This window comes from Thioalkalivibrio nitratireducens DSM 14787, from assembly GCF_000321415.2.
Classification (GTDB): domain Bacteria; phylum Pseudomonadota; class Gammaproteobacteria; order Ectothiorhodospirales; family Ectothiorhodospiraceae; genus Thioalkalivibrio; species Thioalkalivibrio nitratireducens.
Map to the genome: position 1 here is coordinate 827651 of NC_019902.2, position 12905 is coordinate 840555.

At 62.7% G+C, this 12905-nt stretch carries 12 protein-coding genes and 1 pseudogene; 7 read left to right on the forward strand and 6 right to left on the reverse strand.

Going from position 1 to position 12905, the window contains the following annotated elements:
- The first annotated feature begins 3 nt into the window (after nucleotides 1-3).
- The 7 genes and pseudogenes from TVNIR_RS04255 to TVNIR_RS04285 all read left to right on the forward strand — a co-directional run bounded on the left by TVNIR_RS04255 (nucleotide 4) and on the right by TVNIR_RS04285 (nucleotide 4884).
- Nucleotides 4-534 carry an ATP-binding protein gene (locus tag TVNIR_RS04255; protein ID WP_015257745.1) on the forward strand — a complete coding sequence of 177 codons (531 nt, stop codon included), beginning with the start codon at nucleotides 4-6 and terminating at the stop codon, nucleotides 532-534.
- Between the two features lie 106 nt (nucleotides 535-640).
- Nucleotides 641-1864 (forward strand): tyrosine-type recombinase/integrase, encoded by a 1224-nt coding sequence (locus TVNIR_RS04260; RefSeq protein WP_015257746.1) that lies wholly within the window; start codon nucleotides 641-643, stop codon nucleotides 1862-1864.
- Complete coding sequence (locus tag TVNIR_RS04265) at nucleotides 1861-2841, forward strand: tyrosine-type recombinase/integrase (protein ID WP_015257747.1); 981 nt, start codon at nucleotides 1861-1863, stop codon at nucleotides 2839-2841. The genes TVNIR_RS04260 and TVNIR_RS04265 overlap by 4 nt, the downstream gene beginning before the upstream one ends.
- The gene (locus TVNIR_RS04270) at nucleotides 2838-3860 is read left to right on the forward strand and encodes a tyrosine-type recombinase/integrase (protein ID WP_043739284.1); all 1023 of its coding nucleotides are present in this window, start codon (nucleotides 2838-2840) and stop codon (nucleotides 3858-3860) included. Before TVNIR_RS04265 ends, TVNIR_RS04270 begins: the two co-directional genes overlap by 4 nt.
- 110 nt (nucleotides 3861-3970) lie before the next feature.
- A pseudogene (locus tag TVNIR_RS04275) lies at nucleotides 3971-4234 on the forward strand (ATP-binding protein); the annotation flags it as partial.
- 24 nt (nucleotides 4235-4258) lie between these two features.
- On the forward strand, nucleotides 4259-4459 hold the full coding sequence (locus tag TVNIR_RS04280; RefSeq protein WP_015257751.1) for a hypothetical protein: 201 nt from the start codon (nucleotides 4259-4261) through the stop codon (nucleotides 4457-4459).
- 245 nt (nucleotides 4460-4704) lie between these two features.
- Nucleotides 4705-4884, forward strand: a complete 180-nt coding sequence (locus TVNIR_RS04285) for a hypothetical protein (RefSeq protein ID WP_015257752.1) — start codon at nucleotides 4705-4707, stop codon at nucleotides 4882-4884.
- 15 nt (nucleotides 4885-4899) lie between these two features.
- Here TVNIR_RS04285 and TVNIR_RS04290 read toward each other — a convergent pair whose 3' ends face one another.
- The 6 genes from TVNIR_RS04290 to TVNIR_RS04315 form a co-directional block, all read right to left on the reverse strand.
- On the reverse strand, nucleotides 4900-6369 hold the full coding sequence (locus tag TVNIR_RS04290; RefSeq protein WP_015257753.1) for a hypothetical protein: 1470 nt from the start codon (nucleotides 6367-6369) through the stop codon (nucleotides 4900-4902).
- Nucleotides 6370-6431: 62 nt separating this feature from the next.
- Complete coding sequence (gene tnpC, locus TVNIR_RS04295; protein WP_015257754.1) at nucleotides 6432-7814, reverse strand: IS66 family transposase; 1383 nt, start codon at nucleotides 7812-7814, stop codon at nucleotides 6432-6434.
- Nucleotides 7811-8707 (reverse strand): Druantia anti-phage system protein DruA, encoded by an 897-nt coding sequence (locus TVNIR_RS04300; protein ID WP_043739288.1) that lies wholly within the window; start codon nucleotides 8705-8707, stop codon nucleotides 7811-7813. Before TVNIR_RS04300 ends, tnpC begins: the two co-directional genes overlap by 4 nt.
- A gap of 65 nt (nucleotides 8708-8772) precedes the next feature.
- Nucleotides 8773-10614: a DEAD/DEAH box helicase gene (locus tag TVNIR_RS04305; protein WP_015257756.1), complete on the reverse strand. Its 1842-nt coding sequence runs from the start codon at nucleotides 10612-10614 to the stop codon at nucleotides 8773-8775.
- 82 nt (nucleotides 10615-10696) lie between these two features.
- Nucleotides 10697-11050 (reverse strand): PaeR7I family type II restriction endonuclease, encoded by a 354-nt coding sequence (locus TVNIR_RS20440; RefSeq protein WP_269465090.1) that lies wholly within the window; start codon nucleotides 11048-11050, stop codon nucleotides 10697-10699.
- Between the two features lie 490 nt (nucleotides 11051-11540).
- Entirely contained in the window at nucleotides 11541-12515 is a 975-nt protein-coding gene (locus tag TVNIR_RS04315; RefSeq protein WP_157092186.1) for a helix-turn-helix transcriptional regulator, read from the reverse strand.
- Nucleotides 12516-12905: the final 390 nt, after the last annotated feature.

Sequence of the window (12905 nt, forward strand, 5' to 3'; positions counted from 1 at the left end):
GCCATGCTCGCACAACAGACCCTCGACCAACTGCGCCAGCTCAACCTCACCGGCATGATCGACGCCCTGCGCCAGCAACGGGAACAGCCAGTCACCCAGGAGCTGGCCTTCGAAGAACGCCTCGCCCTGCTCTTGGAGCGGGAGATCCTGCACCGGGAGAACCGCCGCCTGGACCGCCTGCTCAAGGCGGCCCGGCTGCGGGTCCACGCCTGCATCGAGGACATCGACTATCGCCACCCGCGCGGGCTGGAGAAACCGCGGGTCGCGGCACTGGCGCAACTCGATTGGGTGCGTCAGGCCCACAACCTCTGCCTGACCGGTCCCACCGGCTGCGGCAAGACCTGGCTCGCCTGCGCCTTCGGCAATCAGGCCTGCCGGCAGGGGCTCTCGGTGCGCTACCTGCGCCTGCCGGCGCTGTTCGAGCAACTGCGCATCGCCCACGGCGACGGTTCCTACCCGCGCGTGATGCAGCAACTGCTCAAGACCGAGCTGCTGATCCTCGACTTATGTGCAGCGGCCAGTTATGTGGAGTAGCCAGTACACGCCGCGAGTGGCAACGTATCGCCGTATCGGCACTCAACATTAATTCGGTGACCGAGGCGTACCGTGGTCTTCCACCCCAATGAACGTGGAGGCCACCATGCTTACCTCACTCTTCCCCAAGTATCACCGGCGCTATCTCGAATCGCCAGTCGCCGACTGGCTCGCAGGCTTTGCCGAATGGCTGGTGTCCACCGGCTACGCGCACGATCCGGCGCATGACCATGTCCGCAGGTTGAAGCAGGTCCTCGAAGGCCGCGGATCGGTCACGCCCGATGCCGTGTTCTCGATCGCCGAACTCACCACGATGTTTGCGGCGAGCCGCCAGCAACCCCTGTTTTCCGGAACTCGGCGCGCATTCGAACGCTTCCTCGCTGCCCGTGGCCGGCTGATCGTCGAGCCCGATTGCAACCGGTTTGCGCCCCTTCTTGATGCGTACCGGCATCATCTGCTGGAGACGCGCGGGTTAGCTGCCAGCACGGCCAGTCAGCACTTGGCGAGCGCTGCAACCTTTCTTGCCGAGGCCGTGCCGGCCGACGCTTCACTCCAAGAACTGTCCGCGCAGACGGTCCAACAGTTTGTCGCCGCCGCCGGGCAGCGGGTCAAGCGTCAGTCTCTCCAGCACACGATCGCCCGGTTGCGTGCCTTCCTCCGGTTCTGTCATGACCGGGGCGAACTGCGCGCGCGCCTCGACATCATCGATACGCCGCGTTGCTATCGAGACGAGTTGCCGCCGCGCGCGTTGGCTTGGCATCTCGTTCGGAAGTTGCTGCACTCGATTGACCGCTCCGATCCGCTCGGCTGCCGCGACCACGCGATGCTCTATTTGATGGCGTATTACGGGCTACGCCCGTCCGAGGTCGTGGCCTTGACGCTGACCGCGATCGATTGGGCGAACAAAACGCTGCACGTCGAGCAGTGCAAGACCCACGCGGTGCTTGTGCTGCCACTGTCCGACCAAGCGCTTCGCGTCCTGAAGCGCTATCTCCGGTGTGGACGACCGGGCAGCGCTCTCCCGCAACTCTTCCTGCGTGGACGCTCGCCCGCCGGTCCGATCAAGCACACGGCGTTGTGCGACGTCTATGAAAAGCGCGCGAGGCAGAGCGGATTGCCCCTACAGGGCAGTTCGTCCTACAGCCTGCGTCATGCCTTTGCGATGCGATTGCTCGAACATGGTGTCGGCATCAAGGCGATTGGTGACCTGCTCGGCCACCATACCCTGGAGAGCACCTGCGTCTATCTGAGGCTACAGACCAAGGCGCTGCGCGAGGTGGGGCTGCCGCTACCATCACTGGCGACCGCTAGGATCAGGAGCCGGGCATGAATGCACCCCCGCGTCCCGGCACCCCCCTCGACCCCATCGTCGACCGCTATTTGCAGTGGAAGCGCGCGCTCGGGCGTAGCTATCTCGGTGTAGAGCGAGTGCTCGTATCGCTGCTCCAGTTGATGCACGACCGCGGGGCCGCGGATATTGATCAGAACTTGTTCAACGCGTGGTGCAAGTCGTTCGCTGGGCTGACCGCTAACGTCCGGCGGAACCGCCAGCGTGAGGTGCGCAATTTCTGCCTCTATCGGCAACGCACCGAGCCGAACTGCTTCGTACCGGACATCCATCTCTTCCCGCCGCCGTGCCCGCACTGCGCACCGGTGATCTTTGGCCCGGATGCCGTGGCCGAGATGCTCGCCATTGCTGAGCACCAACAGCCGACGCCGGGCTCGCCGCTTCTACCTGCGGTCTTGCGGCTGGCTGTCGTTCTGCTCTATAGCGCTGGCTTACGCCGGGGAGAGTTGCTGCGCCTGACCGTGGCCGATGCCGATCCGAAAGCGGGCGTACTGCGGATTCGCGAGTCGAAATTCCACAAGTCCCGCTTCGTGCCGCTGTCGCCCGACGCTTGGCGCGAGCTTCGCGTTTATCTGCGCCAGCGGCTGGTGCCACCGTTAAGTACGTCGCCCGATTCGCCGCTGCTCTGCAACTGCAAAGGTGGCCTGCGCCCCTATACCGGCACCGGCCTGAGCCGCGGCCTGCACCTGTTGATCCGGTCCGCCAATGTCCAGAGTCCGGACGGGCGTCAGCCACGGGTTCACGACTTTCGCCACAGCTTCGCCGTGGGCGCGCTGCTGCGCTGGTATCGGCAGGGCGCCGACGTGCAGTCCAACTTGCCGAAGCTCGCGATATACATGGGGCATGTGTCGATTGTCTCGACAGCCTACTACCTGAAGTGGATGCCGGATATCGCCGCGGCCGCCAGCGATCGCTTCGAGGCTCACTTCGGTCATCTGATCAGCGGAGGGACATCATGAAGCGCATCCGCCCCAACCAGCTCGGCTTATGCGTCGAGAAGTTCTTCCGCGAGTATCTGCCAACGCTGCGTGGCATGAGTGTGCACACCCTTCGCAGCTATCGCGACGCCTTAATCCTGTTTCTGCGGTTCGTGTCCGCGCACTGTGGCCGTCACCTTGAGGATCTCGATCTCGATGTCTTCACTGCTGAACACGTGGCGCAGTTCCTGATGAGCCTCGAGATCGAACGCCACAACAGCATCGCCACGCGCAATACCCGGCTGGCCGCGCTGCACACTTTTGCTCGCTTCCTCGCGACCGAGTCGCCCGAGCATCTCGCTGAGATGCAGCGCGTGCTGGGGCTACCGTTTAAACGAGGCGCCAGGAACGCGCCGATCGAGTATCTGGAATCGGCGGAGACTGAAGCGGTCCTTGCGCAAATTGACCGTTCTACCGAGACGGGGCAGCGCGACTACGCACTGTTCGCACTGATGCTCAATACCGGAGCCCGCGTCCAGGAGGTGCTCGACATCAAGCTGAGCGATGTTCGAACTGAGCCACCATACCAAGTCCGACTGCACGGCAAAGGCGGCAAGGTGCGCATCTGCCCCATCTGGGCCTCTACAGCGACTCTGATGCAAGCGCTGGCGCAGCACCCAGCGAGAGGTGAAACGACTGATGGACCGCTGTTCACGAACCGGCGCGGTGGCAAGCTCACACGTTTCGGCGTCCGCTATCTGCTCAACAAGTACGTCGCGGCCAGTACGGCCACCGCAAACACCTTGAAGGAAAAGCGGATCCACCCGCACTCGCTCCGCCATACCACGGCGATTTACTTGCTCAAGGCGGGCGTCGACTTCGCGACGATCAGCCAATGGCTTGGACATTCCACACTCAACACAACGATGAAGTACGCACGCGCCGATCTGGACTTGAAGCGCCACGCGCTTGCCCAGGTCTTTCCGGAAGCGTTGGCTCCTCCCGCCGCAAGCGGGGCTCGGACCCAAGTCGACCTGATCGGATGGCTGAGGAGGTTGTGACGATCTTATGTGGAGTCGCCGAGGCTAAAGCCCGCGTCACACCAGAGACTGGCTGCGGGACTCCACATTACTAACCGCTGCACATAAGTCGAGTAATGTTTAGCTCCACATTACTCGACGACTGGGGCATGCAGAAAATGACCGCCTCGCAGCGCCAGGATCTGATGGAGGTGATCGAAGACCGCCACGGCCGCCGGGCGACCCTGATCGCCAGTCAACTGCCCACCGAGCACTGGCACGAGTACATCGGCGAAGCGACCCTCGCCGACGCCATCCTCGACCGGCTCCTGCACGGTGCGCACCGCATCGCCCTCACCGGGGAATCCATGCGCAAGCGCACCGCCCCGTTGACGGATCGTGACCGCTCCAAGTAAAAAACCCGCTCCAGCGGGTTACCGATGGGCAAGCCGGTCACGATCAGCGGAATCGGCGGTCACCTTCGCCGGAATGCGCAGCCCCTTACCGTCGGGGCGCGGGCACCGCCGGAGTGGTACGAGGACGCTACGGAGCATGCCATCGTTGCCGAGGCAGGTTCCGCTGGCGATCCCTACGCCCAGCCCGTGCCGGAGTACGAGCACGACCAGCGGGTGTCCTGGTAAAGCAGCCCCCCTGGGCTGCCGGCCCCGCCGTTGCCAGCTTTCTACAACCCAACCCATCGCCCACCGGAAAAACCGTCTCGCCACCCCTTGGTGGGCCGATTTCGGCTGCATAGGCTGCCGACGCGGCTCCGACGGGGCTTCGTTGCGACTTGACATGCCCCGGGGCGAAGGGATCTTGCGGCGAAGGCGGTTGGATTTCCTATCCTTCGCCAGATCGCTTTGCAAGCCATAACGCGAACCTCGTGGTGAACGACGATGCCGAACTGGTGGTGTGGTGCGACTACCGCAAAGCCGGCGACCAGTCGCTCGGCAAAATCGCTGGCGAGGGCGCCATCGACGTGCCGCATGTCCGCGAGGCTATAAAGCGGATCATGGAAGGCGGTGAACGAGCGTTCCAGCTACGAAAGGAAAAGTACGGATTTTAGTCGCGATGCCGCAGCTCAGGTGCTTCCGCAAACCAGAAGCGGATGATCTGTCACCGTCTGAATGAAGCTGTTGGTCGCGCCTATGATCGCAAGATGTTCGGCTGGAGCGACGCGGCGGGACAGGCCCGGCTGAACAATGCCCACCCTGAAGGTAACGAACTTGCGCCGCGCGCCCTTGCGCAAGGTGACCAGCTCACCTGCCGTGCCGCGTATGAACCGGGTCGGCCTGCCTCGCCGGTGCTCCGTCTCTCTTTTGACCAGGTGCTTAACGAGCGTGTTGAGGTTCCATGTCCACTTCACGGACTTCTGCGCCTGACCGCACACTTCGTAAAGGTCGCCGGCGCGCCGGCCCACGTCGGCGCCTCCCGCGTACTTGCAGTGCCAGAGATAAACCCTGATCGTGTCGGCAGTTTCTTCAATTGCCACGATGTCCGCACTCTCGCCGGTGTCGTCATCATCGATGATGAAGGTGGCGAGACCCGCTTCCAGGTGCTCTATAAAACGCTGCTGGATGGAATTGCCGCGAAGCTGGCCGTCCTTCCATCGGCTTTCTGCTGTAAGGTCGATCCCATCCCAACCGAGTGTTTGGATCAGGTCGCGGTCATAGGTGTCCGCCAAATCCTCCCGCGGTTTGAGCAGGATGTTGCCCGCAAGCTGTGATCCGTCCGACAGCCTCACGAGCGGCGGATTCGCATTGAAGAAGGCCGCAACGTCCCAGCGCTGGCCGGCTGCCTGAACTTCCACGGCAGTCCCGCCAATGCGATTGACGACATACGTGCTCTCGCCTTCCGCTGGAACTTGAATGGCCAATTCGAGAACGCTCTCCACGTCCTCTCCGGCTCGCAGCGCAAACCTGAATCTGTTTCCCGCATCCCACTCAAGCAGGTCGAGCTGGCAATCGTGAAAATCGTGCGAACCGCCGCCCTGCGTCGCAACCTCGAACCGGAAATTTGATGACTCGAATAGCTGGTCCGGCCAGTCCACCAATAGGGCGGGGACATCCGGCAGCTCGTTCACCGCCGAGGGTACGAGGGTGTATTTGAGAAAGTCGTTCGGCTGCGCGTCGGCGTTCGTCAGCTTGACGCGGATTTCATCACACCAGCTCCGCCAGTGCGCGAGCGAACCGGACGACATCGACCAGATTTTTCCCTTGCGTGAGCACCCGACCGTCCGCCGCCTGCCCTCCTCGTAGCCGACGCCGGTGACATTTGACTTCATTTTGTCCTGTTGGAGGACGGGGTCGATCGCATTGCGCACGTCGAGGCCTGCGAACATCTGGTAACGGACGTTCTTGCTCCGGCTCGACAATCCGACGCTGTGAAGGATTAGGCGTTTGAGTCCACCAAAGGACTTGAACACCTCTTCGCCGTGAATCAGGATAGGCTCATGCGAAATGGCCTTTGCGAGTCCTTCGGTTGCGTTACCCTTGCGCGAAGAGTGGATGTAAAGTAGTTTCTGCTTGGGATCGAAATAGGCGATGTACAAGTCCCGTATGACTTTAGCTGCCTGAAACGGTTGGCGCCGGATGCGCCGAGGGGTGGGGTGTCTCAGGCGGCCTGGGCGGCCGGTGCGGGCCGGACGAGTTCGAGGGGTTTCCCAGCGATGGCAGCCTCGGTCAGACGGCGCACGAAGGCAAGCGGCTCGTGTCCTTGCAGTTCGCCGGTGCGGAACAGGGACAGCAGCAGGGCGTGCGTTTCGGCACCCGCTTCGGAGCGGTTCTGCTGGCAGACCTTGCGGGTCAGCACGGGCTTGCGCATCTCTTGCTCGCCGCGGTTGTTGGTGGGCGGCAGGTCATCATGATCCAGGAAGGTCAGCAGTTCGCCGCGGAAGTTGCCCAGGCGTTTGACCAAGCGCATGGCATCTTTATCCTGGAACGAGGTGGCGATCAGTTCGTCGAGGCGTTGGTGCAGGCGTCGTTTGCGGCGTTGGTAGACGCTCGGTTCCAGTTCGGGGCGGCGCAGCTTCAGCCGGATCGCATCCTGGAACAGGCGTTGGATGCGGCGCCGGGTGTCGCGCCAGGGAATCGAGGTATTGCGTTGATCGACCCGGCGCAGTTCGGCGAACAAGTGGAACAGGCAGCGTTGTTTGGCCCAGGTCTCGACCGCGTTGTAGGCAGCGTAGAAGTCGCACACGAGCAGGCCGTCGAAGATTTCGCCCAGAACGGCATACACCACCTCGGCATTACGCCGGCGTTCGATCCGGAAGTAGGCCAGGTCTTCGGTGCAGAAGGCCCAGAGCCAGTGGGTGGTGCCGTTGACCCGCCAGCCGGTTTCGTCGGCGTGCAGAACACCGGCCTGGCGGATCGCCTGTTCCAGCTGCACCCCATAAGGCGCCAGTGTCTGGCCGAGCCGGATCCAGGACTGGGTGAGTCCGCCGGCACTGACGCGCAGCCCGAACAGCTGCTGGAGAATGGTGACCAAGTTGCCCACGCTGATGCCGAGACGGTAATGCAGCCAGGCGCTGTAGATGACGAGGTTCAGGCCGAGCGTCGCGCGCGGCAGCGCGGCGGTGACCGTGGGCGTGACGATCTTGCGGCAATGGCCGCACCAGTGGCCGTGGGCGGTGTGCGCACAGGTCTTGACGGTTCCCGGTTCCAGATCCTCGATGAGGCGGGTGTGGGAGCGGACGGCGGGCCCGACCGGGTGTCCGCAGTCAGGACAGGTCTCGAGCTGGTGTTCCACCTGCGCATCGATGGTCTCCGATACCGGCCGGCAAGCCCCGGGATGACCCGCCTTGCGCCCGGGCTTGCGTCGGCGCCGTGGCGCCGCCGGCTTCTGGAACGAGGCGATCGTCGCCGAGGGTTGCAGCGGGTCTGCGTCGGGGGCCGACTGCCGGTCCCACTGCTCGGCCTTGTGCGCGAGTTCGAGGATCTTGGCCACGGCCACCTCGCGCGGCCCGTCGAGCAGCGCACAGGCCTCCTCGCGGGTCATGGTTCCAGCAGCGCCGGCCGCCAGCGGCGCGTCAGCGGCCGCACCCAGACGTCCTTGGACACGGCATGTGCCCGGTAGGCATTGCCGCGCTTGGCATGGCCCCGGGTCTGGCCCAGGCACTGCCAGTTGGCCGCCCGATAGCAGGTGCCGGCAAAGCGCGCCGGATCGACGAAGGTCTCCGCCAGCACGATGCGTTGCCCCACCCGGGCCTGCCACGCGGCGGCAAGCCCGCGCAGCGACTGCCCCAGCACCTTCGAGGCCAGATGCTCTACACGCACCCACGGCAGGATCAGAAAGCGGACGTTGTTCACCACCCCGACCAGACGCTGGCGCCGCAGCTCGGGCGTCCAGCCGATCCAGCGGTCCCGACAATCGACCTTCCAGGCGGCACTGGCCCAACCCAGGCAGGCCACCACCTGCCCGTCGAGCCACACCAATTGCTTGAGGTACGCGCCCACTAGCTTGGGACGCCCCAGGTAATGGTGGTGATGGACCAGATAATCCCAGAGGTAGCGCTCGGGCCCCTCGGCCGCGCGGATCTCGAGCGCCCCATAGGTATCCACCCGCCCGGCCAGCGGCCGCTCCTCGAACAGCGGCCGTTGCCGATAATCCGGGACCGCGTGATTGTTCTTCTCCCGCAATCGCGGCGGCAACTGAATGTGCCCGGCCTCTTCCAGGCGCAGCAGCAGATCCCGCGCGGCGTACTCCTTGAGCGCCCCGTTCGCCTGCCGCCAGTCCCACCCCTCACACAGTCGTCGGGCGATCGCGCTGCGACCGCGGGCCGCTCCCTGTGCCGTGGCCGCCTGCGCGATCTGCGCGCGAATCGTCGCGAGATCCTCGGCACGCACATCGCGGCCTCGGTAACGCAGCAGCACCCTGTCGCTCTGTCCCATGGGCACCACACGCTACCAGCAGATGCGCCGTGACGCCAGCCCCCTGTGCCACTTTTTTCAGGCAGCTAAAGTGATACCAAGTCCCAGCTATCGGTCTCGATGTCGCGGGAATCGGTCCAGTCGATGCTTTCGCGCTGGTTCACGACGAGAACGAGCATGTTGTCGCGGCGGCTGATCTGCGGCTGGTAGATACGCTGCTTCGCTCGAAAGGCCTGTTCGTAGCGCTCGGGATGGAACTCTGTCGTCCGGTAGACCTGCGCGCTGATCTTCGGCCTCAGCGCCAGCGTCGAAATTTCCAATAGCTCTTGTCCCGCGCCGACGATTTCCAGGTTGGCCACCAACTCGGAAAGTTTTGCCTGCGGATCGATTGCGTCGTAGCTAAGATCGGCTAGTAGCTGGTTCCAGTCCGCGTCTTCGTGAAAGAGATTTTCCAACGCTTCGGGCACACCGTCTTCGGCGGTATTGGCAATGAATGTCGCGGGGCCGATGCGCAACGACGTGCGCGCAAACCGGCCGACGAACTGAAGTGTGATTCCGAGACTCTTGTGAATGCTGTGGAGGGCGGCGATCTTGAGGTTCGGAAGGTCAAATCCCTCGCCAAACATGTCCACGCAGACAATGATCCTGTGCTGGCCACCGCGAATAGCGTCGAGAATGGCGCGTTTGCCGCGCGATCTGCTGTGAAGGAGAACGGGGTTCAGGTCGACGTGGTGGCGCGCATAGATCGTGCGGTAGATAGTTTCCGCATCTTCGATCTTTCCGGCCCGCGCCATGAGAATGTGATCGTATCCGGCGGCCAGGTCTTCACGCAGACGCGCAACCGCCGCTTCGGCGATCTTCAAATCCGACTGCCGCTCATCCGGCTCGAACACCTCAACAAAGCGGATTGGATTAAAATAATCCTGATCCTGCGCAGCGCTCAGGGGGAAATTGTAAATGATCTTCCCTTCAATCGGTTTGCCGTCTTCACGGAAAGGCGTTGCCGTAAAGAGCAGGGTGTGCGCCGCAGTGCAGTGGTTCCGGAAGCGCTTCCACGTGGCCGCCTCGATGTGATGCGCCTCATCGAAGAAGATGTGGCTAAACAGGCTCGCGAACTCCCGCTGCGTGTCCGGGTCCGCAAGGCCGATCGAACTCATCGTGGTAACCAAGACGTTGCAGGCCCTGATCGCATCAAAATGCGCCCGGTCCGGCCGCGACGACAGCGCTGCCACAACCGGCAATGGGATATCATCGATCACGCCGATCTTCTTGAGCAGTCCGTATGAGAGGAATTTGTCGGCGGTTTGCTGCCGCAGGGCGTCAGTCGGAACGACGATGAGAACGCGCTCGCTCTGCGCGGCGAGCGGCGCAGCGATCATCACTTCGGTCTTGCCCGTACCCGTGGGCATGACCAGCACCGCAGGATCGGCACCGAGCGTCCAATGCGAAGCGATGGCGTGCAGCGCCCCGATCTGGGGAAGTCTCAGGCCGTCCTGTGCCGGCTGTCCGTCGAGGGCGGGCAGTGCGCGCTTGTACCGGATACCTGAGAGCCAGCCACGGTAAACTTCATCCCGGATATGTGCGAAATCCGCGAGTAGGGAAGGCGGCTGGCGAAAGCGCGCCGATTCCAGAACGAGCTTCGTGCCGTCGGTTGCGCCGCTCTGCGCCCGAACGCTGCCGGTAATCAGAAGATCGTAGGTATCGCGAAAAGCGGCAAATTCGATGACGTGTTGGCTCCCGTCCTCGCCAGTCGCAAGAACACGGCGGCAGTTTGCGCCGCGCGACCGGAAGGGCGCGACTGTTGCGTCGATCACCTTCTCCGGGTGAGCCAGATGCCGAACGTGAAGCCCATTGATCTTGAAATCGATATCGTACCGGGCCGGCAAGGACACATGCGTGATGGCCGGAAGGATTGCCGCGTCCAGCATGGTCAGCCCCCGATATTCGGCGGGGTACGTACCGCAAGAGGAACGCACCGCCGGCGGTTGGCGAAACAGGCAAGGTCTACAGTCATGACCGCGCCGCCTCCGCCGCAATGTGCCCGGCCAGCTCCGTCACGAAGGTGCGCAGCCCGGTCATGCCATTTAGCTCGACGTACGCGCCATCAGCGGAAGCCGTACGGGCTGACGCAATGATCGAGGCTGCGGAGTAGAGCTGCTCCTGCATCAGCCGCTGGCAGAGAATGTTGTAGCGCTCCGGATAGGAGGCGCCCTGAAACTCGGAGAACACCGGAAAACGCGGCGAACGGTCTAGAACAGCGCGGACTTGGCGTTGTTCAGGGTCCAGTCTGCGGACGCCGCGCTGGCGGCCAGTATTGACACGAGTGCAACGGCGGGTTTCTTGCTCAACATCGGGTTCCTCCATTCCTATATTATTTTGTTTTGATTCCGGGTACACACGCCCATAAGGCGGGCCGGTGATCGGTTTGCGAAGACTCAAGCGCCCAAGTGTGCACGGACAACTCCTGATCCGGATCGGCAGTTGAGCCTCTTTGTCAACCATCCGGTCCGTATGGCTAAGGTACGAGGCGGGAAGAACTTGCGTCAACCGAAAGCGAAGTGAACGCGATGTCAACGGAAGCGGTGGAGCCGCTGACGGCCGGCTCAGGGGGGGGCACCAAGGCGGGTAGCACGGGTAACGGACCTCGTGGGTGAAGCTGCGGAAAGCGGGTGCGGCTGGGGCCAGACCGTTCGCGACCCTGAACGGTCACTCCAACCAGGTCTGCAAGCGTCGGGAAGTCCTCTGAAAGCCGCCGTTGGACCAACGTCTTTCTGGACCCATGTGCCAAAGAGGCGCTGTATTACCGTTGCAATCTGGAACACCGTGCTCGCGCTCTGCTTGCCGCAGATCAGATTCATGTAGCCGAATGCAAATGCGCGGGGCTCCGCAGAATGGCAGTGACCAGGGCGACCTGAGAATCGAACCCCGTTTTTCGGAAGACCGACTTGAGACGATCTCTTGCGGTAGAAATCTGGATCCTAAGCTCCGCGGCGGCTTGGGCCAGAGATCCGGTTCGTGTCAAAGCCTCGGCCAACCGTGCCTCGCCAAGGCTCAGACTGAATAGGCTTTGAATCATGGGTACAGAAAAAGACCCCGGTGGTCGGAGCGGTGTCAGGATGCCCGCCGTCACTGCTTCCGTGAAACTATGTGCCAAGGCCACGTCGCCCCGCCATGGAAGCAGAGCCAACGCAAGATCTTCACGTTGATCGGGATTTGTGAAACGTGCAGAAGAGCCCTCCCAAGCATGCGGCCGGTCTTTGCGGTTTCTTACAATGAGGGCTGTATCCAGCCAACTCTGTAGCTGCCGGTTTCTCGTGCTTAATCGCTGATTGCGCATAACGAGTTGTTCCTGGCGTGACAGCAGGCCTTGTGCCGCGGGGTTCTGGAAAACCACACGCCCATCGGCGTCGAACAGGAGCAAGCCTGGCGCCGCCTCTCCCAACAGGGTCTCATTGATTGTTGCATGCAACTGCTCTCGGCGGAGGCGATCCGCGAGCTTGAGAGCCCTCACCCAGTGGGGCACCAGTGCCTGCGCGCGCTGTTGCTCGCGGAGCGTGAAGGCCGGGGCGTCGTGAGCCCGCTGGAAGCCGATCATTACGCTGGAGTCCCCCACACGAAGCAAAGGACCACCGAGGACATGACGTTTGTCCTGGGACTTCATGTACTCTTGGTAGAAGCGTGTCCGTTGCAACTGCGAGAACGGAAGCTCCTGATCGAGAATGACCATTTTCCCTGGCGGAAGCGCCTCCAGGACCGGGACGATGGGATCTTCATGAATGAAATCCAGGCGATAGGCTTCCTGAAAGGCGGGATCGAATCCTGTGCTCATCGACTGAAGAACCGACCCCCAATGCTTCCCGTAGACCCGCAGCAACGCTGAGTCCGCATGGACGTACGCACGCACGGGCTCGATTGCCTTTGGCCAAAGAGATGAATCGAGGACGCCATCGTAGATGGCCTCGATAACGTCACTGAGCCGCTTCGGCTCGCTGGATGGCCGTGTGATTCCCATCGGAATGCGCCAGGTGGGTGCTAGTATCTTCTAGCGCAACTCCGAGACCCTGTCGATAGAAAAGGGCATTCGTGCATGCAGACGTGTTCACTAGTTACCATGCCGGATGGACGAAATGTTCGTGTGCGGCAGTTGGGCCCTGATCAAGGCTCGCCAGTGGTGCATCTCCACGGGATTCCGAGCGCGTGCGTCGAGTTCGCGCATCAC